Here is a 24639-nt window from a genome sequence, read left to right on the forward strand (position 1 = left end):
TTTTTGTCCTGAACTCCTGAAAACAACCCAAAAACGGCATCTCGCTTAAATGCCGCCCATCACATACATGGCTTCCAGCGTGGGGTTCACACTGCCACCTTTCGGTTCAAGGGTGACGGCAAAGGCCTGGGCTTTTTCAATGGTTTTCATTCTAAGCAACGCATCTGATGAAGAAGCCACTACGCCAGCATCTACGGGTTTGCCATCTACCAAGGCCCAGAGCTGGTACTGTCTGTCACTTGGGGCGGCTGGTAAAGAGGCCGGGTCCTGGAACACCTCTTTGGTTTCTTGGTTCCAGAAGACTTTGGCGGCGGCAGTGGCATGCTGAGACACTCCTTTCAAGGCAATGGACTGGGTCTGCGGGTCTCGCACCACAGACAAGAAGTTCTCAGTGCGGTCTGTGCGGTATTGTAACTGGCTAGTCTCATAGGCGTACTGCTTCATAGACTGCTGGGCTATGGCAAGTTCCTGCTCGGCGTCTTTCCATTGATAGAAGAAATAGAAGTTGGCCGCGGCGCTCAGCAAAAGTAAAATCTTGGCGGCCGCGCGTAGGCTGCTGTTCAGCTTGCTGGAGCGGTCAATGTCCTGCGTAGGTCATGTAAAAACTTTGGCCTCCTGAGAAGTACCTGTTGTAGAGGAGGTGTTATGAGAACCGGAAGCACCGGTTTCCTGATGCGCAAACTCTTCAGGAGATTCTTGCACTGACGGGTTGGGGCTTAGGTTCTGGATTTGCCCTGCTGTACCTGTATTATTACCCCGAAGACTATACGACCCTTTTCTACATCGCTTTCATTCCAGGTCTGCTGGCTATTCTGGCTACGTTCTTTTTAAAGGAAAGCAGCGCCAAAAGCGACCAGACACGTAAAGCCTCCACCCCGTTTTTCTCTTTTCTTCATTACTGGAAAGACAGTCCTGCCTCTTACAGAAAAGTGGTCATTGGGTTACTGGTCTTTACCTTGTTCAACAACTCTGACGTCTTCCTATTATTGAAAGCCAAACAAGCCGGGCTGGATGATACCCTGGTCATAGGTATTTACGTTTTTTTACAACCTGGTCTACGCCTTGCTGTCCTTCCCGCTAGGGATTCTGGCAGATAAAATTGGGTTGAAACCAGTCCTTTTAGCAGGGTTTGCGGCTTTTGCGGCCGTGTATGTGGGCATGGCATATGCCACCAACCTATACCTTTTCTTAGGGCTGTTCTTGCTTTATGGATTTTACGCCGCCTCCACCGAGGGTATCTCCAAGGCCTGGATTTCTAACATCACAGATAAAAAACACACCGCCACCGCCATTGGCACCTACACCGGCTTGCAAAGCATTTGCACCATGCTGGCCAGTTCACTCACCGGCTTTATCTGGTATAGGTATGGGGCCACGTCCGCCTTTCTCACCACATCCCTCGCCACTCTGCTGGTGGTCATATATTTCTTTACCGTACCCAGCCCGCAAACCGTTCAAGTAGAGGCTGCTTAGAACCAGAAGTGATGAGCTTACAGATGGTATACGACTCCCCTTCTCTCTTTACAAGAACAATCACCGAATGACAATGAAGAGCGTTTTGGGGCTGTTTTCCAGAAAATAGTCCAAAAACGAAAAGAGCTGCCCCGCAAAGGAGGCAGCCCTTCTGGATGGCATGCTATCTGGCTACGACCAGGCGCTGCCTGTAGGATTGCTGATTGACGGTTACCTCACAGACATAGATGCCGGCGGGCAGGTTGTGCCCGTTCAGGAAGAGTTGGTGCGCTCCTTTACCATAGGCCTTACCTTCTATTGCATGCCTAAGGTGGCCGTTCAGGTCAAGAAGTTTCACGCCCACCTGTGACGACTCGGGCAATTTTACGGTAATGGTAGCCGCCCCAGAAAAGGGATTTGGCACCACTTGAAACAGGTCATTTTTCTCATCAGAACCAATTGGTTGATTTGCCAACATTTTGGTTGGGAGCTGGCCTACGTACAGAGGGCGCATCATGTCATGGTCTTCATGGGAGAGAATATGGCAGTGCCAGGTATACAGGCCTTGTTTGTCAAACGTGGCTATCAGTCGGGTGACCTGGCCGGGCGCTACGGGGTAAGTGTCCTTTCTGCCCGCCTGGCCTGGTTCTGGCACCATGAGCGGGCCTTCTAGCTGCACGTTTGACAGCATGCCGGTCTCCTCATTCACCGTGCCATTGAATTTCTGATTACTCAAGACTCTAAAAGAGACCAAGTGCAGGTGAATTGGATGGGCGTCTGGTGTCAGGTTGTAGATTTCCCAAATCTCGGTTTTGTTCATGCCCGGGTTCTCCGTGATAGGATCATGTGAGCGCATGGCGCCTCCTTCCATGGTCCCCAGCATAGGCAGTAGCCTGCCGTACTCATCCTCGCCTTCAAACAAAATGAGTTTTCTGGTTTTGGTGGCGGGTGGCATCTTTGCCAAAGGTTTATTAAAGGTAGCCGGCAAAAAGGTTAAAGGATAGGCTTTATTGAGCGGAAGGGTCACAGAAAAGGCCATGATCTGCGAAGGGCTGTCATCTGCATCTACGTCATCACCGAAGGGGTATGGCGTACGGGCATTGTTAGTTAGAATAAGCGTCTTGCCCTGTAAGGCGGCATTAGAAAAATCAAGGATAACTTCCTTGCGCTCGCCGGGCCCCAGAAGCAGTTCGTTTTGCAGAATGGGTTGGGCCAGCAGCCCCTGGTCTGAGGCTATCTGCCACATTGCAACCCCTTCCGGAAGCTTTAAGTTATAAAACCTGGAATCTGACCCGTTCAATAACCTGAAACGGTACTGCCGAGGTTCTACTTTTAATTTAGGCCAGGCTTTGCCGTTTACCAGAATGATATCCCCAAAAAACTCTGGCAAGATGCTGGGGCCTGTCGTGCCTTCCACTTCAGACTCAGAAGGATAAAACAACTGCCCGTCTGCGGTGAACATCCTGTCCTGTATGGCCAGGCCAATGTCATAAGGTTGGGCAGGCAGCCAGTTGCTTTGCTGAAGTGCCTTTTCTATCCCATCGGTTAATAGGTAAAAACCAGCTAGCCCCGCGTAGACGTTAAGCCGTGTTATGCCCAACGTGTGGTCATGGTACCACAAGGTGGCGGCCTCCTGGCTGTTGTCATAGTAATACGGCACCTGCTCTCCTTTCTTAAATATGGGTCCTTTGCTTTGACCATAGGGAGTGTACCAGGCCTCTGGCAGGCCATCGCTCGCTGATTCTGTGTGTCCGCCATGCAAGTGAGTGACAATGGGTACTCCCGGAGAGGTGGGTTTTGCCAAATCAATAGTAGGATCTACTGGGAGCAAATGTGGCAGGGCGTTCCCGTTGGCATCTACCAGCCGGTTCAACCATTTAACAGATACCGGCTTGCCTTTGGTAGCTACAATGGTGGGGCCAGGATATTGATCGTTGTACCCCCAAACAGTAGTCAAGATAGGTTTCCCCAAGGCGTCTTTCAATCCCAACCCCAAGTCTTGCTGAAATTGAGACACGGTCATGGTAATAACTTGGTTGCCAGAACCGGGACCCGCATTAATAACCGATGGAATGGGTAAGGGATTTACAAACTTGGGTACGTCCTTTGAATTTAAAAGAATTTGAGCCTCAAGGGGTAGGCTTTGCAGAGAAAAACAAAAAAAAACAGGCATCACCCACTGGAGAGCAGGTTGGTAGAAAATTTTCATAACGCACCAAAGTTAATTTTGAGGAAGAGAGCGGACAGGTAACAAACCACTCCTCAAGGGTAAAAGAAGGGTACAACGACAAGAGAAGCCATTCTCTTGCACTTTGGGAGGAATTCTGTTTAACTACTTGTATTTACGATTTCTCTCCTAGAAAGCTGTCTTTTGCTAGTATTTCTAACTTAAATACAACAAACATGCATTTAATAACTATCAATGGCAGAGCGGATTACAAGCATATTTAAGCCTACACCCATGCAACTCAGGCATTCCTTCTCTCTAAACAAAAAACCCATATTCAACCCAACAAACGGGTGAGCATTGCTTAGAGGAAGGATAAGGAAATACTGGTTGATCCCTATGAAAGGGCTAAATCAATGGAGGAAGTGGAGATAGGTTGCTATTGCAAGACGTGTGACCTGCAGCCATCGTTTTTCGCCTTATTTCCAGAAAACAGTTTAAAAACGCTTTGTCTTTTAGATAGCACCCATCACATACATGGCTTCCATGGTTGGATTGACACTGCCCCCTTTGGGCTCAAGGGTGACGGCAAAGGCCTGGGCTTTTTCAATGGTTTTCATTCTAAGCAACGCATCTGAGGAAGAAGCCACTACGCCAGCATCTACGGGTTTGCCATCTACCAGCGCCCATAGTTGATACTGTTTGTCACTGGGGGCTTGGGGTAAAGAGGCCGGGTCTAGGAAAACTTCTTTGGTTGCTTGGTTCCAGAAAACTCTGGCTGCAGCCTTAGCGTGTTGCGGAGTTCCTTTTAAAGAGACAGGCTTGGTTTCAGGATCGCGTAACACGGCTAGAAAATTCTCAGTGCGGTCTGTGCGGTATTCTAACTGGCTGGTCTCATAGGCGTACTGCTTCACAGACTGCTGGGCAATAGTTAACTCCTTTTCAGAATCCTTCCATTGAAAGTACAGGTAGAAATTGGTAGCGGCACTTATCAAAAGCAGCAATATGGCCGCCACGCGCATACGGTCAGCGGTAGACTTCTTGCGGGCGTTGAAGAAGGCCTCCTCCATAGAGATCACCTTTGCCTCTGGTTCATTGGTGCTGGACTGCTGGGAAGGCTCATGCAACAGATTAATTTCTTGGTGTGGGACAGAACCAGACATGGAAACATCATGTCCTAATTTATGAATCTGCTGAAGAATTCTGTCTTGCAGGTACGCAGGCGGCGTCTGGGCATGGTACAGGGCATAGGCTTCCATGGCCAGATGCGCGTTTTCCAGCGCCGCTTTCACCTCTGGGTCCTGCGCCGCCCTACGGTCCACGTCTAAGCGTTCCGCGTCGTTCAGCCCCCCGGCTGCGTACACTTCCAGAATCCCGGACTCTATATACTCCTGTGTATTCAACGCTATTTGATTAATTTGCCCAATGCTTTAATGGCCATGCGGGCGCGGGTTTTGACGGTGCCTAAAGGAATGTTCAAGGTTTCGGCCACCTCTGTCTGGGTGTAGCCCCCAAAATACATCATGTCAATGATGACCTTCTGGTCTGGAATGAGCTTTTCAGTGATCTCCTTGATTCCAATATGATCTGGTCTAATGCCTTCGCTGCTTACCATGCCCCGGGTGTTGGCGTCTTCCACGGGATCTGTTTTTGAACTTACGCGATATTGCTTTGACCGGATTTTATCAATGGCCAGATTCCGGCTGATGTTGAGCATCCAGGTGAAGAGTCTTCCCTTATGGGCGTCATAGCTGTCAAAAGAAGACCAGATCTTCACAAAACTTTCCTGCAACACATCCTCTGCCACTTCTTCTACCTTTACTATGCGCAGGATCACGCCGTACAGAGCAGCCGAATAATTCTTATACAGCAAGGCGATGGCTTTTTGGTCCTGGGCCCTCAAGCGCTCCACAAGAACTTCCTCAGAATCAATATTTACAGTAGTCTCCAAAAAGAAAAGGACGTTAAACGTAGCAATAATACATAAACCAACCTGTAAGAAAAAAGAGGCGAAGATATTTTGTCTGCCCGGGTAACCATCTTAACCACCGGTTGGTAGATTTGTTTAGGCAATCTGCCGTTTCTGAATACAATGCGTATCTATACGGTACCCATTCAGAAAGACTAAGTCTAAATACGTATTTCTTTCATTTATACCCAAAACCAACGCAATTTCCTCCACTCATGGCTATACAAACCATCAACCCCTATACCAACCAAGTAGTCAAAGACTTTGAGCCCGCCAGCGCCCAACAAGTAGAAAAAGTGCTACAGACGGCAGAAGACACGTTCCAGTCCTGGCGTAGCACCCACTTTGACCACCGCGCCCAGCTCATGCACAAGGCCGGCCAGGAACTGGAAAACCGCACCAACCATTACGCCCGCCTCATCTCCCTGGAAATGGGCAAGCCCCTTAAACAAGCCCGCTCCGAAGTCCAGAAATGCGCCAAGGTGTGTCATTATTATGCAGACCACGCCCAGGAGTTTCTGCAAGACGAGGACATTGCCACAGACGCCACGCGCAGCTTCATTAGCTATGAACCCATGGGTGTGGTACTGGCCGTCATGCCCTGGAACTTCCCGTTCTGGCAGGTGTTTAGGTTTGCGGCCCCGGCTCTCATGGCGGGCAACGTGGGCATTTTAAAGCACGCCTCCAACGTGCCACAATGCGCCCTCGCCATTCAGGAAGTGTTTGAAAACGCCGGCTTCCCGAAGGGTTGTTTCCAGTCCTTGCTCATTGGTTCTAAGGAAGTAGACGCGCTCATCAAAGACCCGCGCATTAAGGCGGTCACGCTTACGGGCAGCGAAGGCGCCGGCGCCAAGGTGGCCTCCACGGCCGGGCAGGAAATCAAGAAGACAGTGCTGGAACTGGGCGGATCAGATGCGTTCATAGTTCTAGCTGATGCAGACATTGACGCCGTTTCTGAGAAAGCCGTGCAGGCCCGCCTCATCAACACGGGGCAAAGCTGCATTGCCGCCAAACGCTTTATCATTGAGCAGTCCATTGCCGAGCCGTTTTTGGCCGCTTTTTCTGAAAAGATGCAAAAACTGAAAACCGGCAACCCGCTGGAGGACGAAGACATTGACTATGGCCCTCTGGCGCGGGTTGACCTGGCCCAGGAACTCACAGACCAGGTAGAGCGCTCTATCCAAGCCGGCGCGAAACTCTATCTGAAAGGCGGCCAGAAGGACAAAGACAGCGCCGTTTTCCATCCCGCCATTCTCACGCACATTGAAAAAAGAAACCCCGCCTACGAGGAAGAGTTCTTCGGGCCAGTGGCGCTGGTGTTCATTGCCCAGGACGCCGAGGACGCCATCAGGATTGCCAATGACTCTCCCTTTGGCCTGGGCGGCTCCATCTGGACCAAAGACATTAAGCGCGGGCAGGAACTGGCCAGGAAAGTAGAGGCTGGGGCTGTGTTTGTGAACGCCGTGGTGGCCTCAGACCCTGCCCTGCCGTTTGGCGGCATCAAGAAATCTGGCTACGGCCGCGAGCTTTCTTATGTGGGCATCCGGGAGTTTGTAAACCAAAAAACCATCTGGGTGAGTACGCCTCAGGAATAGCCCAGTAGTTTGTAGGTAAGAACGCCTACCCATTCATGAAGGAGGCGGGTCCAGTCCTGGAGAGCCTCGGCAGAAGGGATGAGCAGATCATCCAAATGGAAACTCCTATCGTGGGTCTGGAAATCGGCGGGAAACGTGTCGAAGTTCAGGCCCACTTTTTCAAAGCATGCTTGAGCCCGCCGCATGTGAAACGCCGATGTAATGAGCAGCAGCCTCTGCAGTTCTGGGTGTTGGCTTAGCAGCTCCTTGGTGTACAAAGCATTTTCTCTGGTGTTGCGGCTGCGCTGCTCTATTAGGATGTCCTGCTTCGGCACCCCGGCATACAAGGCGGTCTGTTCCAGGTTTTCGGCCTCTGTCCTGACCACGTCCTTGATGGCTCCAGAACCACCCGTGATGATGATCTTTTGCACGCGCCCCATCTTGTACAGTTGCACGGCATCCAGAATCCGTTCGGCGCCTTCGTTAAAATGCACCCGGTCATGCGGCGATCTGTTCACCTCTGTCACGCCCGTGAGCACAATGGCTGCATCATAGTTTTTGACGTCTTTCATCAAAACCGCCTCGGGCTCCCAGGCCAGCCACACCTCATTGGAGATAAACGGATTTGAAAAGAAGAACAGCAGCACCAACCCCACCCGGAACGCCCATCTTTTTTTCCCCTGATTCCTGGAAAACAGGCCAAAAACGAAAACCGCCATGATCCAGAGAAACGGCGAGGTGAGGTACTGCAACAATTTTGAGAGAATGAAAAACATAGTTCGTTCACAGGAGGCCAATGCCATGTTGCATTTCAGGTAGGAATTGGCCACCGCCACCTGGGTTCTTTTTACCCGAAATGCCTACTCAAAGAAACGGCGCACCAGCCAAAGCACCAAACTCAGCAGCACGCTCAACAACAACATAGTGGTAAACGGCGCGAAAAACTTGAACTCAGGTTTGTCTATCCTTACATCGCCAGGCAGCCGGCCAAACCAATCCACCCGTGGTCCCACCAGCCAAAGGACTAAGCCCATGATGATGAGAATGGTGCCGAGGAGGATTAATGTTTTGCTCATTGGTTGCATGAGGAAGCGGAGGTTGGTGTAGCGGTTTTATACGGAAAATTAGGCTTTCGTATATCCATCCGTTTTTGGCTTGTTTTCTGGGAAACAGGCCAAAAGCCCCACCCCAACAGAGAGGGGCTTTTTTATTTACATCTGCTGACGCTGGCGTGAGTCTCCTGACTCGTAACTTTGGATGACGGGTAGTCTCCAGACTACTCTCGCGGGCATCGCGAAGCAAGTGCACATTGCTTTCTTCTGCTGGAGTTGATCAGTAATAGTATTCATGCCCTACCCCCTTCAAATAGGGACGATATGCGTGAGAGACCAGCCAGTGCCTGGTCTCTCACGCATTGCTTTATTCTACCGAGCTTACCACCCCCTATTAAAATAGAAGTGGAGCATTTGATTTGTTGATGCCCCCCTTCGCTCGCCTCAAGAGGGGAATCAGAGGCAGGAGCCGCAATTGGTGCAGAAGCTTGTAGGTTTCACAGATGGTTAGAAACCCTTCCAAAAGACACTTTACTTTAAGGAGGTTTTCAAAAGCCTTTAGATTTCGTTTTTGACCTTCTTTCCAGAGAATAAGCCAAAAACGGCAATTTACATTAACACAGAAAGCCCCTTAGTTTAATCTTAGTCAAACAGATACACTACTTTAAACTCCTCATTCAACTTTAGGGCGGCGTCAAAGCTGTTGCCGGTTTTAGGGGAAATGAAGCCTTTGATTTTAGCGGTCTTGCCTTTGGTGAGCAAGGCCGAGAGGTGGCTTTCGCTTAAAGTGCGGCCGTGTAGTTCAAAGGGAACTACAAATTGACAGCCCTCTTTGTAGCGGCTGCAACCGTAGGCACTTTTGCCTTTGAGCATCTGGCCCTGCTGGCATTTGGGGCAGATCCAGACGGAGGGCTTTTTAGTTTTGGGCTCGGCCTTTTCTGCATGAAGGGCAAAGGCGGCATCCAGCTGAAGGGCGCCGTCAAATTTTTCACCGGAGGAAGCGTCTACCAATCCTTTGATTACCGGGGTTTTGCCTTTCTTGAGCAGGGCCTGCACGTGCTTTTCGGTGAGGGGTTTGCCATGAGTTTGCATAGGCAGTCTGAACTGGCAGCCTTCCTTGAACCGCACGCAGCCGTATGCCTGGCTACCCTTAACCACGTGACCGGTTTTACAGACGGGACAAGTACCCAATCCAGCAGCAGCAGGAGCCGATCCGTTTTTGGCCTCTTTTTTGGGTTTTGCGTCTTTTTTAGCGCCGTCTTTGGGGACAGGTTTAGTGAGTTCCATGGGTTGCAAAGTGACGGACGCTCTGTCTTGCTTTACCTCCTGCACCATCTCCTCTACCAACTGCTGCAACTCGCGCAGAAACTCGGTGGCTTCAAATTCACCGGCTTCAATCTGGCGAAGTTTCTTTTCCCATTGGCCCGTCATCTCCGCAGATTTAAGGGTAGGGTTTTTAATCACCTGAATCAGGTCAATGCCGGTTTGGGTGGGAAGGATTTTCTTCTTCTCCTTCCGGATGTAGTTGCGTTTGAAAAGCGTCTCAATGATGGCGGCACGGGTAGACGGCCGGCCAATGCCGTTTTCTTTGAGCGCTTCTTTCAGTTCGTCATCATCTACCTGCTTGCCGGCGGTTTCCATGGAGCGCAACAAAGTGGCCTCAGTGTAGTCTTTGGGCGGACTGGTCATTTTACGCTCCAGCAAAGGGCTATGCGGACCACGCTCGCCGGCATCAAAATGCGGAAGCACCGCCAACTCCTCTTCCTTCTCCTCTCCATCCATTGTGGTCTTGGGAGCAGTGGGTTTGGCAGGCGTTTTGGTTTCTTCCTGGGCGTACACCACGCGCCAGCCGGGCTCTAGAATTTGCTTGCCTTTGGCCCTGAACGCATGGTTAGCCGCCTCGCCGCTCACCACCGTATTGCTCACAATACAGTCTGGGTAAAAGGCGGCAATAAAGCGCTTGGCCACCAGGTCAAACACTTTTGCCTCTGTGCCAAACAAATTACCCGAAGTCGCTCCCGTAGGAATGATAGCGTGGTGGTCTGTGACTTTGTTGTTGTTAAAAACTTTGGCGCTCTTTCTGATCTTCTTTCCTTGTAGTTCCTGCATCAAATGGCTGTACTCGCGCAAGCCGGTCAAGATGTTAGGAATCTTGGGATAGATGTCATCTGGCAAATAGGTAGTGTCTACCCTTGGATAGGAAACTACTTTTTTCTCATACAGACTTTGCACGGTTTTAAGCGTCTCATCTGCAGACATGGCAAACTTGTTGTTGCACTCCACCTGCAGAGAGGTCAGGTCAAAAAGCCGCGGAGAACTTTCGGTGCCTTTCTTGGTCTCTACGTCCTTGATTTCAAACTCAGACGGTTTGATTTGTTCCAGAATGGCCAAGGCTTTTTCTTCGTCTTTGAACCGCCCGTTGGTGCTGCTAAACGTCACGTCACGGTATACGGTCTTAAGTTCAAAGAAGGGCTCTGGCTTGAAGTTGAGAATTTCCAGGTGGCGCTGCACAATCATGGCCAGCGTAGGCGTTTGCACACGGCCCAAGGAAAGGAGCTGACGGCCTTGCGCATACTTCAAAGTAAATAGGCGCGTGGCGTTGATGCCTAGTAGCCAATCACCAATGGCGCGGCTTCTGCCGGCTTGGTACAACTGGTCAAATTCCTTGCCATCGCGCAGCTTAGAAAACCCCTGCCGAATGGCTTCTTCGGTGAGCGAAGAAATCCAGAGACGCTTGACGGGTTTGCGGCAGCGCGCCTGATACAAGACCCACCGCTGAATCACTTCTCCCTCCTGCCCGGCATCACCGCAATTGATCACTTCCTCAGCGCCGTCTATCAATTGCTTGATGACTTTAAACTGCTGGGCCACGCCTTTGTTCTGAATGAGTTTGATGTCAAACTTTTCGGGCACCAAGGGGAGGTCTGGCAGATGCCAGCGTTTCCAGTGGGGGTTGTAATCATCTGGTTCGTTGAGTTGGCAGAAGTGCCCGAACGTCCAGGTGACCTGGTAGCCATTGCCTTCAAAATAACCGTCTTTCCGGCTATTGGCTCCAATCACATGGGCAATTTCACGGGCTACGCTGGGTTTTTCGGCAATGCAGACTTTCAAGGTATTTCAGGGAAAACAGGTCAAAAACGAATCTCAAAGATACGCATTTTTACCGGCATGGGCTAGCACAAACAAATACATCATGATATAGAACTATTACTATATCACACCCTAAAACCAAGGCAATCACCAAGCAGTTTATCACTTCATTTACAGGTGTTTGTCAAATTCAAATCACTATTCTCACCCACCCTACATTTAGAATATTTTACACATAAGCCTGAACCCGTGTTTACCAGGCTCGTATTAGTTTCTACGGCCCCGTAAGGCCTGCAAGAAACCATCGTTCACCTTAAACTAACAATACACTATGAGAAATCACGAGCAATCCGGTTACGACACATTTAATTCGTACCGTTCAGGTCATGAGAATACCAACCGCCACCAATGGGGCAGCTTGGGCAACCGTGAAGAAGGACAAGGATCAAAAGACTATCAATCATATGGCGGAAGCCAGAACCGCGGAGACAACGGAAACCGCGGCGGCGAAAGCCACTACAGCAGCCACACGTCTAACTATGGCGGCAACATGGGCCAGGGAGGTCAGCATGGCAACAGCAGCGGCTGGAGCGGTCACTCCATGCAAAACCAGGGAGGCTCTGGTTCCTCCATGGGCCAGTCTGGCAGAAGCGGCTCTAGCTACGGTGGAACATCCATGGGTTCTACCATGGGCAACACGGGCAGCTCCAACTACGGCGGCTCTTCTAACTATTCTTCTGGCCAGGGAGGCTACGGTTCTTCGCAGCACCAGCAGGGAGATTCCAGAAGCTACGGCCAAGGCAGCATGAACCAGGGTGGCTACGGCTCTTCAGGATCTGGCTCTTCTTACAGAAGCGGTGCTTCTAACTACGGTTCATCACCAAGCAGCAGCTCTTCAAATTATGGATCATCCCAGCAGAGAGGTTCTTACGGCCAGTCTGGCAACAGCTACTCTGGCAACTACGGTTCTTCTGGCAGCTCTAACCAAGGTGGGTCTTCTTCTTACGGACAAGGCAACTCTAGCATGGGCGCTGGCTCAACCCGTTCTTCTAACATAGGCACTTACGGCGGTGCCAGATCTGGCTATGCCGGTTCTTCTTCTGGCAACAACCCAACCGGCGGCGCTTTAGACAGAGGCAACGCCTACGGCAACTTTGGGTCTACCAATGACTTCCACGGTTCCAATAACTATGGATCTGGTTCGTCTCAATATGGATCTGGATCCACTAACTATGGTTCAGGTTCCTCTCAATATGGCTCAGGCTCTTCTAACCAGGGCAGCTATGGCGGAAGCTCTCAATACGGGAGATCGTCACAGAACCCATCCTCAGGGTCTTCTAACTACGGCGGCTCTTACGGACACAGCGGCACTTCTTCCTACGGAGGGGGTACCGGCTCTTCTTACGGGCAGTCTTCCAGAAACTACGGAATGGGGCAGAATGTAGAGAACCGCGGTGGCTTGGGCTACACAGACCATGACCGCAGCTACACGTCTCTGAACACCAACCAATACAGCGGCACGTCTGGCAACAGACCTACCGGCGGAAGCACCAGCTGGATGGGCGACAATGACAATGAGCATGCGCAGTACAGCCATGGCAACGCCAATGAAAACCGCTATTCTGACGACTACAACCACCCATCCAATAGAAACAACATGGGTGGCCAGTATGAGCAGGACCGGTATGGCCAACACCGTGACAACTATAGAAGCAATGACAACGACCAGAACGACGAAGGCTTCTTTGAGCGCATTGGCCACGGCATAAAAGACGTCTGGAACAGCATTGCCGGCGATGATAATGACAATGACCGCGACAGAGACCATTACACCGGCCGCACTTCTGCGGGTGGCCCTCCTTACGGATATGGGTCAGGTGCCAACACCCCAGGTTGGTAATGGACCAGATTAATTTATAAAAAAAAGCCCTGCCAAATTGGCGGGGCTTTTTTGTGAACCTGAGTTTCTTATTCTCTAAAATGGAGGTTCCTTCTTATTGCATGCCGTAAATGTGTTCAAACCGCTTAATCATTTTGGTCTGCACGTTCAGGTTATGCAAGATGCCGTCATGCAGGTCATATACCAACCCGTGCAATTGCGGCGGCTTTTCATTCTTCATGGCGTTCTGGATGATGGAGGTTTTAGAAAGGTTGATCACCTGCTCAATCACGTTCAGTTCTACCAGTCTTCTAAAGCGCTGCTCCTCATTGTCCAGATCATGGAATTCATCCTCATGCAACCTGATCACGTCCTTGATGTTGGTAAGCCAGTTGTCAATCAAACCAAACTGCTTGTCGCTCATGGCGGCGGCCACGCCGCCGCAACCGTAATGCCCCACCACCATAATGTGCTTCACCTTCAATACCTCCACGGCATACTGTAGCACAGACAACAGGTTCGCATCTGTATGTACCACCATGTTGGCAATGTTGCGGTGCACGAACATCTCACCGGGCGCAGTACCAGAAATTTGGCTGGCAGGCACGCGGCTGTCTGAGCAACCTATAAACAAATACTTGGGGGCCTGGCCTTTGGCCGAGCGTTCAAAGAACCCAGGGTCGTTGAGCATCTTGGTGGCTACCCACTCACGGTTTCCTTTAAAGATGCGCTCCATGTCTGGGTGCAGCGGCTTGTCACTTTTATTAATTGCTTCCATATAGTTCATTGGTTTAGTGCATGTTCATGGTGGCCACAGAAGGAATATCGCGCAGCGTCAAGCGGATGTCTTTTTCTGAGGCAACGGTTTTAAAATTCTCAATGGCTTCTAACACATCATGGTCAATGTAGGTAGAGGCAGACCCGTCAATCAACACCTCACTGTTCTCTGGCAGGTGGTGCAGGGTAAGCGCCACGCTGGCTTTGTTCAGGAAAGTCACGTTCTCACTCAATTTGATGTGAATCTGCTCCCCCGCATGGCCTGCCACTTTCTTAAAGAAGTAGGGCGTTTTGTAGTTGGCCTTGAGGATGTAGAAGATGCCCACCACCAGACCAATGGAGATGCCTTTCAACAAGTCTGTAAACAGGATGGCCACAATGGTGATGATGAACGGCAGGAACTGATCCATGCCCAGACGCCACTGCGCTTTGTACAGTACCGGTTTGGTGAGCTTAAAACCTACCATCAACAAGATGGCGGCCAGCGCGGCCAGAGGTACATGTTGCAGCACACCCGTCAGGAACAGGATACTCATGACCAGGAACAAGCCATGGAAGAAACTGGCCAGCTTGGTTTCACCGCCCGCATTCACGTTGGCAGAGCTTCGCACAATCACCGCGGTCAACGGAATACCGCCAATCAAACCACTGATCACGTTCCCCAGGCCTTGTGCTTTCAACTCGCGGTTGGTAGGCGTGCGGCGTTTGTGCGGGTCCAACTTGTCTACCGCCTCTACACTCAAGAGACTTTCCAAGCTGGCCACAATGGCAATGGTAAAGGCCAGAATGTACACGTTGGCATTGGTCAGAACGGAAAGGTCAGGGAATCTGAGCTCTGCTAATAAAGTGGCCGGCCCTGAGATTTCTGGCAGCTGCACCAAGTGCGTGTTAGCAATAGCCAGGGCGGGGAACGAGCTTTGGAACAGGAAGTTTAACCCGATGGACAAGACCACCGCTACCAAGGCGCCCGGTATCAGTTTAATGGCTTTCACTTTCTGCATGAAGGGCCGCTCCCAGAGCAGCATGAGGGCCAGTGACACCAGTCCCACCACCAAAGAACCCAACTGCAACTGAGAGAGCGCAAAGCCAATCTCAGAGAAGGTGTTGCGGCCGTCTGACTGCAGGAAATTCAGGTCGCCCAGGAAGTCATCATCTGCCCCTAAAAAGTGCGGAATCTGCTTTAAGATAAGTATGAGACCAATGGCGGCCAGCATTCCTTTAATCACCGAAGACGGGAAATACAGACCAATAATACCGGCCTTCAAATAGCCCAGCGCAATCTGGATAATACCCGCCAACACCACGGCGGTCAGGAAGGCTTCAAAGGTTTGCATCTGGGCAATCCCATTGATCACAATCACGGTAAGGCCCGCAGCCGGTCCGCTTACACTCAACTGGGAGCCGCTGGCCCAAGAGACCACCAAGCCCCCCACCACTCCGGCAATAAGCCCAGAGAACAAGGGCGCGCCAGAGGCCAGGGAAATACCCAGACAAAGCGGAAGCGCCACCAAGAACACCACCAGCCCCGCCGAGAGGTCTTTCCCCACGGAATCAAATAATCGTTTTTCTTTCATAGTCCCTACGTCACGTTTGGTATAGGCACTCTGGCCGCGGGACTGTTGCCCAGGGACTCAGAATACACCACAAAGGTGCGGCAGGGAGATTAAGACGAAATTAAAGCCACATTAAAAAGCTATTAAAATAGCCTTAGGCCAAAAAGCCGTTTTTAGGCTCTTTTCTGGGATTTAGATTAAAATCAGATTAAAGCGTATAGACTTGCTTCAGTTTTGGAAAGGAAAGGACCACCTCGGTGCCCTGGTTCAATTGGGAATTCACCTGGATGGAGCCGCGGTGCAGCTTAATGATTTTCTCAGCCAGGGGCAGACCTATGCCATGACCAGAGATGTCGCGTACGTTCTCAGCCCTAAAGAAGGGAACAAACACCTTGCGCACATCCTCAGGGGTCATGCCGATGCCCTGGTCCCGCACTTTCAAGATCAGGTCCTGGGCCTGAACTTCAATGGTCACCGAGATGGCGGCGTCTTTCATGGAAAACTTGCTGGCATTCTCCAACACGTTGACCACGGCAATGAGTAAGAGTGCGTCATTACCCCAGACCTGCAGTTCCTTCTCGTCTTCGGGCATGTTTTCAAACTGCACGTCCAGCATGATGGCGGGTGAGCGCTTCTTGGCTTCGGTGCAGGCCTGCCATACCAGTTCATCCATCTGCAGCGCGGCCATGGGAATTTTAGAGGAGTCTGTACTAGCCTGCACCATTTGCAACAAGCCGTTGGAGAGTTGGGCCAGCAAGTGGGCGTCTTCCAGGGAGGACTGCAAAACCCGCTTGTATTCCGGGGCCTCGCGGTCTTTCATAAGGGCCACCTGTAATTCGCCTATCATGGCTGTGAGCGGCGTGCGCAACTCATGTGAGGCGCTGTACACAAACGTGCGCTGGGCTTCAAACGCGATCTCAATCCGGTCCAGCATCTTGTTGAAGGTCTGAGCCAACTGAGCTACCTCATCAGTGCCCTGCGCTTGCGTTAACCGCAAAGACAGGTCAGAGGCGTTTATCTTCTCTACTTCAGAAATCACTTTCAAGAAAGGCTTGAGCGCGGCGCGCGCAAACACCCAGCCAGACGCCACCACCACCAGCATAGAAGCCACCAGACCAGAGATTAAAAGCGTAAGCAAATGATCCAGTGTGCGCAGGTTGTATAAGTCCACTGAGGAGGCAATGATGACATGTGGCCTGCCCCGGTGCAGGTACCGGACACCCACTATCTGCCGCTCTCCCTGCATGGTGCGTACCTCACCGCTCGCCACTACCTGCTGCAGAAAACCGGGGCTGAGGTTTAAATCGTCCTCGCCTTCAGTAAAAAGCAAGTTAAGGTTCTGGTCGTACACCTGCACAATTTCCCGGGGCAGCATCTGGTGGTAGAGGCGTTGGTCCAGGGCGTGTTGCTGTTCGCTCACCGTGTCTGCATCCAGCACAAAATGAGCGGTGGCATAAGCCCGGTTTAGAATACGGCCATCATAGTCATTCTTGCGGGACAGGGAGCTGAAGTAATACACCGTCAAGCAGAAAAGCAGTAAAATCCCGGCAATGATGCCGGAGAACTGCAGCATGAGTCTGGTCTTGATTTTCATGCCTTACTCCTGTTCTTTTAACACATAGCCCATGCCCACCAGCGTATGAATAAGCTTGGGTGAAAAGTCTTTGTCTATCTTCTTGCGCAGGAAATTGATGTACACGTCTATCACGTTGCTGCCGGTGTCAAAAGACGTTTCCCAGACCTGCTCAATGATGTCTACCCTTGAGACTACGCGCTCCTTGTTGCGCAGCAAATACTGCAGCAGGGCAAACTCACGGGCGGTCAAAGAGATAGGCACGCCGCTGCGGGTCACGGTCTTCTTCTGCACGTCCAGCTCCAGGTCGGCCAACTGCAACACCTCACTGGACACTCCCTCCTGCGTCCGCCTGGTCAAGGCCCGAATCCTGGCCAGCAACTCCTGAAACTCAAACGGCTTCACCAGGTAGTCATCGGCACCGGAGTCCAGGCCCAGGATCTTGTCATCTGTGCTGCCCAGGGCGGTGAGCATGAGAATGGGCAGGTTCTGGTTTTGCTGGCGTATGGTCTTGCACACCTCCAGGCCGTTCATGCGGGGCAGAATCACGTCCAGCACCACCAGGGCGTAGTCATTCTCCAGCGCCAGTTTGGCACCGTAGAACCCATCATAGGCCAGGTCTACCTCATAGGTCTGCTCTTCCAGCCCTTTCTTGATGAAGGCGCTTACTTTGGGTTCATCTTCTATGAGCAGGATTTTCATGGCAATGGTCAGTGGAAAGGGTACGCAGAAGCGGCAAGATACAACCTGCGCGTTTCAGGACAATAGTTACTGTTCCCAGCATATCAGGCGATCCTCGTTTTTGGCCTCTTTTCCAGGAAACAGGCTAAAAACGAAGATGGCCCTCCAAATCTTGTCTTACAGAACCGGTTCCGTGGCTATTTCATCCTGCTCTTCGCGGCTCATGCGTTTCTTAATGACATTGCCGCCAATCAATAAAATGACCAGTCCGGTTACCGTGCAAAGGCCCATCACCAGTACCATGGGCAAAGCCGTGCCGTTGTGGAGCACGCTTACGGCCGCAGACACCAAGGCTCCTACGCCCATGCGTACACTCCCCATCAAGGCAGAAGCGCTGCCCGCGTGCCGGGAGAAAGGCGCCAAGGACAAAGCCGAAGAATTGGGGTTGGTAAGGCCCTGTCCGCAGAGAAAAAGAAACAGCACTACAATCAAAGTCATCAGCGAAAACCACTGCGCATACACGCCATACACCAGCAGCGCCCCAATCACAGCCTGGTACGTAAGCCCCGCCTTGATGATCTGTTCACTGGTGTATTTGCGCAGCAGCAAGTGGTTCAACTGCGGAGAACCAATCAAGGCCACCGAAAGAATGGCGAAGATCCAACCATAGTGCTGCTCACTCACCTTATAAATATTCATGAACACGTCTGGCGAGCCCGCGATGTACGCAAACGGAGCCGCCGAGGCAATGCCGCCCACCAACGTATACACCAGAAACTGCGGGTTCCTGAGCACGTTCCAGAAATTGGAGAGCACCGCCCTGGGCTTCAAGGACATGGTGGAGTCTGGACCCTTGCCCTGGGGCAGCACGAAATAAATACCCAGCAGAATAAGCCCCGTAATTAAAGCTAGCGCAATGAAAACGGCGTGCCACCCAAAGGCCGTGGTCACGTAGCCGCCCACCGTTGGGGCCACCATGGGTGACACCGCAATCACCAGCGTGAGGGTAGAAAAAACCTTGGCCGTCTCTGTCACCGGAAACAAATCCCGTACCAGCGCCTGGGCCGCCACCATGCCTGCGCAACCACCAATGGCCTGCAGAAAGCGCATGGCAATTAGCGCATCTACAGAAGTGGTGAACGCACAACCCACCGAGGCCAAAATGTACAGGAACATGCCCGCGTACAAAGGCATTTTTCGGCCGTACCGGTCCAGCAGTGGGCCATACAGCAACTGGCCGGCAGAAATACCAATCAAATACGCGGTAAGGGAAAGCTGAACCTGGGAGATGGTGGTCTGCAGGTCCTGGGCAATGGCCGGAAAGCCCGGCAAATACATGTCTATGGAAAAGGGACTGATGGTGCAGAGCGCACCCAGAATTAATATGATGGATATATGTTGTTTACGCGTCATAAAAAAAAAGCAAGGGGCAAAGATACGCTCCATTTATCCGTCACCCTACCCTGGCTCAAGATTAAGAGAATTCCGTTCAGTATCTAGGAGTATACTAGCCCTTCGGCCGGAAGTTCAAAGGATGCCTTCCTCCTCTCCTTTTGTCCTATCCGCAGCCCTCCGTTTTTGGCCTCTTTTCCAGGCAACAAGCCAAAAACGTTCGGTCACAAAACAGGGGCTCCCAACAACCGAGGGACTCCAGAGAAAGTGAGGATTGTCATGTGCCAGGGTAATCAATCTCATAGGGTCTGCCTGCGCCCGCCGGTACTTTTGTTATGTGTTACAGAGAGGTCTGTAGCAGTCCGCACCAAACCTAAAACCACCTTATGAAAACCATCCTTACGCCCACAGATTTCTCTCCCAACGCTGTCAATGCCATTGCGTACGCCGCCCAGGTGGCCAAAAAAGTGAGAGGCAAACTGATACTGGTACACGCGCTGCCGTTTCCCGTAGCCAGCACCCCTGAGCTACCCGGCGGCATCACGCCGCAAAAAGCCCTACGTGAAGCCTATCTACGGGAACTGGAGCAACTGTCCAAAAACCTGAGACTAGAGAACGGCTTTGCCTTTGACGTGGAGTGCTACTGCACCCAGGGTCCCTTGTTCCAGAGCCTGGGCACCATGGTAGAAGAACATAAAGTAGACATGATTGTAATGGGTACTAAAGGCGCTTCTGGCTTTATGCAAAAGCTGGCCGGCACCAACGCCCTTACCATCATGCGCCAGGTCAACTGCCCGGTGCTGGTGGTTCCGGCCACGGCCCAATATACGGCCTGGGAAAAGGTAGCCTACGCCTCAGACTTTGAGAAAGAAGAGAAGGTGTTTTTGCAGCAGCTCTTTACAGTGACGGCTCCCTTCGCTCCCATCATTGAGGTCATGAACGTACAAGCCGAAGAGCAACTGAACCTGGTAGCCGATCATCAGATCATCAAAGCCATGGTGCAGGACCAACCGGTACAGATCAAGCAAGTGAAGGCTGCTTCTGTACTGGCCGGCATCAAACAATATATACAGGAAAATCAGGTGCAGGTACTGGCCGTGGCCATTGAGAAACGCACCTGGCTGGAGGCACTCTTCCATCAGAGCGTGTCTGCCCAACTGGCTTTTGCCAGCAACCTACCCATTTTGGCCTTGCCACAGACGCCGTACCAAACCATAGCCCCGCAAGCAGTGGCTAGTAAAGTGGTAAACGTCAACTAATATTACTACCGTGATCGTCATGTAAGGCGAGGACATAAAGAGGCCCGGCTGCCGTTTTTGGCTTGTTTTCTGGAAAACAAGCCAAAAACGGCAGCCGGGCCTCTTGGGTTTACTTGGTTTTGTTGAGCATGCGGCGGCGCAGTTCCTGCTGCACCCGGCGGCGCATCTGGGCTTCTGAACGGTACATGGCCATTACCTGCTGCGGGGTCAGGACGGTCTTAAACTCGGCATAATAGTTTTTGCGCACGGTGCTCAGTTTTACGGCATTCTCCAATAAGGCAGCCACTACTTTGTCGGCTTCTTCATTGGAAAGGTTGGCTAGACGACCGGCTTGCAGCAAATCCTGGCGGGCGAAATGGATGGCGTTGACCTCGGCGTCATAGCGGCGGTAGATGGGGGCCAGCGCGTTCATCTTCTCCTGCGGGATGGCCAGATTTCTCTGAATCTCCCCCAGCTTGGCCTGGGTCAGGCGTTCTTGCAGTTTCACGTTGTTCCGGAGGCCCTGGGCGTGGACCATTCCTGAGAGTAAAAGGCACAAGCCCAGTACCAGAGCTTTAAAAAGGCTATTCATAGGTCAAAGTTTCTCCATATACATATTCTTCGGCTTCGGCGGCCAGGGCTAGTTGTTGCAGCTCCTCATCTGAGAGCGAAGCCAGCAGGTTATCCAGGGTTTCTGGCGCCACCGGCTTAGGTGTTTTATTCAGTTGCTTCTCCTTCTTAGCGGGGCTCACTTTGGCAATGGATTGCGGCTGATGTTTCTCCTGAGGCGCATGGGCCAATTCTTGTGGGGCATTTTCCTCCTTCTGTGCAACCGTAGCGGGCCGCAAGACTGCCGGCTGCTGGGTAACCGTGGCCATTGGCCGAGCAGACTGCTCTGTTTGGCGGGCAGTTAAGAAATAGGCGGCCACCAACAGCACGGCCACGCTGGCGGCTACAGACAACACCTTCCAGAGCGGCAGAAGCGGGGTGCGCGCAGGCTCAGGTTGCTCGCGTCTTTTGGCTTCGGCCAGCGTGGCCTGGGTGATGTCCTTGAAAAAGCCGTCTGGGACGTGGTAGGGCATCTGCTTGCCCACTTTGTCAAAATCAAATTCTTCTTTCATACTTCCTGCAGCATAAACGCCTTCACCTTGGTGCTGGCGTGGTGGTAATTGGTTTTAAGCGAAGACACAGAACTGTCCAGTATTTTGCTGATCTCTTCATACGGCAGCTCATCATAGTACCGAAGCGTAAACACCAGGCGCTGCTTTTCTGGCAGGCGCAGAATGGCTTCCTGCAGCTGCACCAGAATCTTTTCTTCCTGGTTGGGAGCAGTGGTGCTCTGCAGGGAGTCAATCAGTTTTTCGCTGATTTCCTCAAAAGAGCCCAAAAACCGCTTGCGCTCCCGCAGCAGCCGGAGGCACTCATTAGTGGCCACCCGGTACAGCCAGGTATAGAGCTTGCTGTCACCGGTAAAGGTGTGCAGGTGCCGGTACACGTTGATAAACGTTTCTTGCAATAGGTCCTGGGCGTCTTCATGGGTCACCACCAGGCGCCGTATGTGCCAGTACATGCGGGCGCTGTAGGTATCCATCAACAAGGTAAAGCCCTTGTCTTTGGTACGCGCCTCCTTGAACAAGGACAGGATCTGCTCATCTGTTGGCTCACGCATCCCTGTCCAAATAAACATCCGTCATACTGCTTAGAGGCTTCTGGCCCCGAAAGGTTAAAACTGAAAAGAAAATAATTCTTGCGCCACCAAGCTGCCTGTGCCAGCGGAAACATTTTTTCAAGGGTCATTTAACCTTTCCAGATTTTCATACTCCTAGAGATGCCTGTGCCTGGAAAGCCCGTGAGTGTAAAAGTACGGCGGGCAGTTAGCGCAAGCAATCCGTCATAAAATTCATAAACCCAAATCAATCTTACATCCAACTAAAACAAAACCCACATGAAAAAAATGAGACACACCTGGAGTTTGCTGGCCATGTCCTTGGCCCTGGTTTTTACTGCGTGCCAAAAAGAAGAGGCGCCCGCCCCAGACAGCATTGAGTTTGCCTCTGCTGAGTACCAGCTACCCGATCTCCAAGACCTGGAAACCCCAGAGATCTCCATTGGCTCAGAAACGGCTCCTTTCACCTGCACGCCGCTAGAAAACCAACGCGAAAAACTGGAGGCCCTGAAGAAGGCCCTGCAAAGTCTGCACCTGGACCAGAATCAGAGAACCGCCATCAAAGGATTTGTGCAACAGCACCATGCCTGCATTGCCCAACACCTTGCCGCCTTGCAGAACCTGCACCAAAACCTCCTGCAAAGAGCCAACGCCCAACGCGAAGCATATGTAAAAGCCTACAAAGCCGGAGAAATCACCAAGGCCCAGCTGGAGGAAAAACTAACCACCCTGCGGGCAACTTTAAAAGAGCAAATGGCCAAGCATGAGGTGAAAGAAAGGCAGATGCGCCTTCTTCGGAAATGCCGCCAGGAGCTGTTGCAAAAAATTGAGTCGGTTTTGAGCCAGGAGCAGCTCCAGAAATGGAACACCTGGAAAAGCCGCCTGGGATAAGGATTACTTCGCAAGCGAACTAACAAAAAAACGCCCTTCGTTTTTGGCTTGTTTTCTCAGAAACTGGCCAAAAACGAAGAGCGTTTTTCAAACAGAACAACGGCTTCTACCGCCCGAAATCATCCTGCACCCGCACGATGTCTTCTTCATTGGATGGGTTGGCATTGTCTGTATGCTGCCAGATTTCAGCTAGAATGCCCCAGTCCTCCAGGCCCACCAAACGGTGGCGCTCCCCCTGCCGAAGCGTGATTTTCTGGCCGGCAGATAGTTTTTGCAAAGCACCTTCCTCGTCTGTCTCACTGGTTACCACGCCCACGGTGCCCTTGATGACTTGCCAGATTTCGGCGCGACGATGGTGGTACTGCCAGGACAGGCGCTTCTGAGGAGCTACCACCAAGATCTTCGGGCTTAATTTGCCTGAAATCTTGAGGTCTTCCACTGAGATGCCATTGAAATATGTATTGGCAAACTGCTGGGCCTGGTCTTCTTCTATGACAAAAAAACCACCCCAGGGACGGCTTTGGTCCTGGGCGGCAATGGTGAATCCTTGTTGCGTGAGCTCTTGCTCTATCTCCTTAAAAAGGCGCTGTTTCTGGTTTTCTTCTGACATCTGGGGAATAAGTAAAAGTAGTTATTTGGAAGCAGGGGTTACTGCGTGCCCAAAAATAATAGGCTGACGTCGTTTTTTGGCTGTTTTCTGGAAAAGTGGCTAAAAACGGCTTTTCAGTTCTTGGCAATTAGCTAGGGTCTGATCATGTGGATGTGGTCAATGCCGTCTTCGTCATAAACGTCGCCGGCTTGAACAAACCCCAGGTTTTCATAGAACTTGCGGGCATACACCTGGGCTCCAATCTTAATAGGCCCTTCCCCGAACAATTCCTGGCAATAGGCAATGGAGGCTTCCATGAGTTTCTTTCCAAGTCCGGTGCCCCTTGCTGCCTGGCTGGTCACTACCCGGCCAATGGAAGCCTCTGGATAACTCACGCCCGGCGGCACCAGCCTAGACGATGCCTCCAGCACCCCGTTTTGGTACACGAGTACGTGGTGGCAGGCTTGGTCTTTGTTGTCCAGGTCCAGGAACACGCAGGTTTGCTCCACCACAAACACGTCGCTGCGCAAACGCAAGTTCTCATATAATTCAAAAGGCGTAAAATCCTGAAAGGGCTTACAGATAAGGGTTGTTTCCATAAAACGGAAAAAGGAATGGAATAAGGCGCAAAACTACTTAACTGCTTTGACTTTTGAGCCATTCTACCGCCGAAGGAATATCCTTGAAATTTTTGAAGGCAAAGGGAATATTGCCTTCGTCAATTACCTGCAATACGCTGTTTTCGCGCTGGTCATCTTCGGTCATGATTCTGGCAAATTTCTTTAGTTTAGTCGAATACAGATTAAGCGCGAACAGCTCCAGCACCGCTTTGTGCTGCTGAGAGCTCACATCCAAATAAGACAGCCTGGAATCTATCATGAGTTTGGTGATACCGTGCTGCAAAAGGGTCTTCACTACCTCTTTAAAGGCATTGTTAGACTCTTTCATGTTCATGTCCGTGAAATCTGGACAATACCCAAACAGGATGTCATGCGTAGCATCATACTCCAGTTTTATAAAACTGTCTTGGTCTAGGTTTATCCGTTGAGGTTTGTCCATCTTGTAGGGCTCGCGCTTATTATTTCAGGTTCAACAA

General features: G+C 51.5%; 23 protein-coding genes. 5 read left to right on the forward strand and 18 right to left on the reverse strand.

Annotated features, from left to right (window positions below; genetic code table 11):
• Positions 1-45: 45 nt before the first annotated feature.
• Positions 46-525 (reverse strand): anti-sigma factor, encoded by a 480-nt coding sequence (locus tag GU926_RS04830; RefSeq protein WP_160689549.1) that lies wholly within the window; start codon positions 523-525, stop codon positions 46-48.
• Positions 526-1050: 525 nt separating this feature from the next.
• Here GU926_RS04830 and GU926_RS18360 point away from each other — a divergent pair.
• The gene (locus GU926_RS18360; protein ID WP_262886163.1) at positions 1051-1473 is read left to right on the forward strand and encodes an MFS transporter; all 423 of its coding nucleotides are present in this window, start codon (positions 1051-1053) and stop codon (positions 1471-1473) included.
• A gap of 163 nt (positions 1474-1636) precedes the next feature.
• Here the strand turns inward: GU926_RS18360 and GU926_RS04840 are convergent, their stop codons facing one another.
• From GU926_RS04840 to GU926_RS04850, 3 genes are all read right to left on the reverse strand, one after another.
• The gene (locus GU926_RS04840; protein ID WP_232058433.1) at positions 1637-3475 is read right to left on the reverse strand and encodes a multicopper oxidase domain-containing protein; all 1839 of its coding nucleotides are present in this window, start codon (positions 3473-3475) and stop codon (positions 1637-1639) included.
• 659 nt (positions 3476-4134) lie between these two features.
• Positions 4135-5022 (reverse strand): anti-sigma factor, encoded by an 888-nt coding sequence (locus tag GU926_RS04845; RefSeq protein WP_160689551.1) that lies wholly within the window; start codon positions 5020-5022, stop codon positions 4135-4137.
• Positions 5023-5024: 2 nt separating this feature from the next.
• On the reverse strand, positions 5025-5570 hold the full coding sequence (locus tag GU926_RS04850; protein WP_160689553.1) for an RNA polymerase sigma factor: 546 nt from the start codon (positions 5568-5570) through the stop codon (positions 5025-5027).
• Between the two features lie 233 nt (positions 5571-5803).
• Here GU926_RS04850 and GU926_RS04855 point away from each other — a divergent pair, with 233 nt between their 5' ends.
• Entirely contained in the window at positions 5804-7183 is a 1380-nt protein-coding gene (locus tag GU926_RS04855) for an NAD-dependent succinate-semialdehyde dehydrogenase (RefSeq protein ID WP_160689555.1), read from the forward strand.
• On the opposite strand, the gene GU926_RS04860 is transcribed toward GU926_RS04855, so the two are convergent.
• From GU926_RS04860 to GU926_RS04870, 3 genes are all read right to left on the reverse strand, one after another.
• The gene (locus tag GU926_RS04860) at positions 7174-7938 is read right to left on the reverse strand and encodes a YdcF family protein (RefSeq protein WP_160689557.1); all 765 of its coding nucleotides are present in this window, start codon (positions 7936-7938) and stop codon (positions 7174-7176) included. The genes GU926_RS04855 and GU926_RS04860 overlap by 10 nt on opposite strands.
• An 84-nt stretch (positions 7939-8022) precedes the next feature.
• Complete coding sequence (locus GU926_RS04865) at positions 8023-8238, reverse strand: DUF2905 domain-containing protein (RefSeq protein ID WP_198001463.1); 216 nt, start codon at positions 8236-8238, stop codon at positions 8023-8025.
• A 618-nt stretch (positions 8239-8856) separates the two neighbouring features.
• Positions 8857-11325 carry a type IA DNA topoisomerase gene (locus tag GU926_RS04870; RefSeq protein WP_160689561.1) on the reverse strand — a complete coding sequence of 823 codons (2469 nt, stop codon included), beginning with the start codon at positions 11323-11325 and terminating at the stop codon, positions 8857-8859.
• A 310-nt stretch (positions 11326-11635) separates the two neighbouring features.
• On the opposite strand from GU926_RS04870, the gene GU926_RS04875 reads away from it, so the two are divergent.
• Positions 11636-13204 carry a hypothetical protein gene (locus GU926_RS04875; protein ID WP_160689563.1) on the forward strand — a complete coding sequence of 523 codons (1569 nt, stop codon included), beginning with the start codon at positions 11636-11638 and terminating at the stop codon, positions 13202-13204.
• Between the two features lie 94 nt (positions 13205-13298).
• On the opposite strand, the gene GU926_RS04880 is transcribed toward GU926_RS04875, so the two are convergent.
• The 5 genes from GU926_RS04880 to GU926_RS04900 form a co-directional block, all read right to left on the reverse strand.
• Positions 13299-13961, reverse strand: a complete 663-nt coding sequence (locus GU926_RS04880) for a carbonic anhydrase (protein WP_232058434.1) — start codon at positions 13959-13961, stop codon at positions 13299-13301.
• Positions 13962-13974: 13 nt separating this feature from the next.
• Complete coding sequence (locus GU926_RS04885; protein ID WP_160689565.1) at positions 13975-15534, reverse strand: SulP family inorganic anion transporter; 1560 nt, start codon at positions 15532-15534, stop codon at positions 13975-13977.
• A 187-nt stretch (positions 15535-15721) separates the two neighbouring features.
• Positions 15722-17107 carry a sensor histidine kinase gene (locus GU926_RS04890; protein ID WP_160689567.1) on the reverse strand — a complete coding sequence of 462 codons (1386 nt, stop codon included), beginning with the start codon at positions 17105-17107 and terminating at the stop codon, positions 15722-15724.
• A 3-nt stretch (positions 17108-17110) separates the two neighbouring features.
• Positions 17111-17788 carry a response regulator gene (locus tag GU926_RS04895; RefSeq protein WP_198001464.1) on the reverse strand — a complete coding sequence of 226 codons (678 nt, stop codon included), beginning with the start codon at positions 17786-17788 and terminating at the stop codon, positions 17111-17113.
• A 156-nt stretch (positions 17789-17944) separates the two neighbouring features.
• Positions 17945-19180 carry a multidrug effflux MFS transporter gene (locus GU926_RS04900; RefSeq protein ID WP_160689569.1) on the reverse strand — a complete coding sequence of 412 codons (1236 nt, stop codon included), beginning with the start codon at positions 19178-19180 and terminating at the stop codon, positions 17945-17947.
• Positions 19181-19545: 365 nt separating this feature from the next.
• Between GU926_RS04900 and GU926_RS04905 the strand changes: the two genes are divergently transcribed.
• Positions 19546-20418, forward strand: coding sequence for a universal stress protein (locus tag GU926_RS04905; protein ID WP_160689571.1), 873 nt, complete (start codon positions 19546-19548; stop codon positions 20416-20418).
• A 109-nt stretch (positions 20419-20527) separates the two neighbouring features.
• Here the strand turns inward: GU926_RS04905 and GU926_RS04910 are convergent, their stop codons facing one another.
• Genes GU926_RS04910 through GU926_RS04920 form a run of 3 tightly spaced genes read right to left on the reverse strand, consistent with a single transcriptional unit; the run spans position 20528 to position 22066 of the window.
• Positions 20528-20989, reverse strand: a complete 462-nt coding sequence (locus GU926_RS04910) for a hypothetical protein (RefSeq protein WP_160689573.1) — start codon at positions 20987-20989, stop codon at positions 20528-20530.
• Positions 20982-21518, reverse strand: a complete 537-nt coding sequence (locus GU926_RS04915; RefSeq protein WP_160689575.1) for a hypothetical protein — start codon at positions 21516-21518, stop codon at positions 20982-20984. Before GU926_RS04915 ends, GU926_RS04910 begins: the two co-directional genes overlap by 8 nt.
• Positions 21515-22066 carry an RNA polymerase sigma factor gene (locus tag GU926_RS04920; RefSeq protein ID WP_160689577.1) on the reverse strand — a complete coding sequence of 184 codons (552 nt, stop codon included), beginning with the start codon at positions 22064-22066 and terminating at the stop codon, positions 21515-21517. The genes GU926_RS04915 and GU926_RS04920 overlap by 4 nt, the downstream gene beginning before the upstream one ends.
• A gap of 276 nt (positions 22067-22342) precedes the next feature.
• Between GU926_RS04920 and GU926_RS04925 the strand changes: the two genes are divergently transcribed.
• Positions 22343-22954 carry a hypothetical protein gene (locus GU926_RS04925; protein ID WP_160689579.1) on the forward strand — a complete coding sequence of 204 codons (612 nt, stop codon included), beginning with the start codon at positions 22343-22345 and terminating at the stop codon, positions 22952-22954.
• Positions 22955-23060: 106 nt separating this feature from the next.
• On the opposite strand, the gene GU926_RS04930 is transcribed toward GU926_RS04925, so the two are convergent.
• The 3 genes from GU926_RS04930 to GU926_RS04940 form a co-directional block, all read right to left on the reverse strand.
• Positions 23061-23564: a cupin domain-containing protein gene (locus tag GU926_RS04930; protein ID WP_160689581.1), complete on the reverse strand. Its 504-nt coding sequence runs from the start codon at positions 23562-23564 to the stop codon at positions 23061-23063.
• Positions 23565-23695: 131 nt separating this feature from the next.
• The gene (locus GU926_RS04935; protein ID WP_160689583.1) at positions 23696-24142 is read right to left on the reverse strand and encodes a GNAT family N-acetyltransferase; all 447 of its coding nucleotides are present in this window, start codon (positions 24140-24142) and stop codon (positions 23696-23698) included.
• A 37-nt stretch (positions 24143-24179) separates the two neighbouring features.
• Positions 24180-24602 (reverse strand): hypothetical protein, encoded by a 423-nt coding sequence (locus GU926_RS04940; protein ID WP_160689585.1) that lies wholly within the window; start codon positions 24600-24602, stop codon positions 24180-24182.
• Positions 24603-24639 lie beyond the last annotated feature (37 nt).

Origin of the sequence: Nibribacter ruber (assembly GCF_009913235.1) — a bacterium.
GTDB classification, from domain to species: domain Bacteria; phylum Bacteroidota; class Bacteroidia; order Cytophagales; family Hymenobacteraceae; genus Nibribacter; species Nibribacter ruber.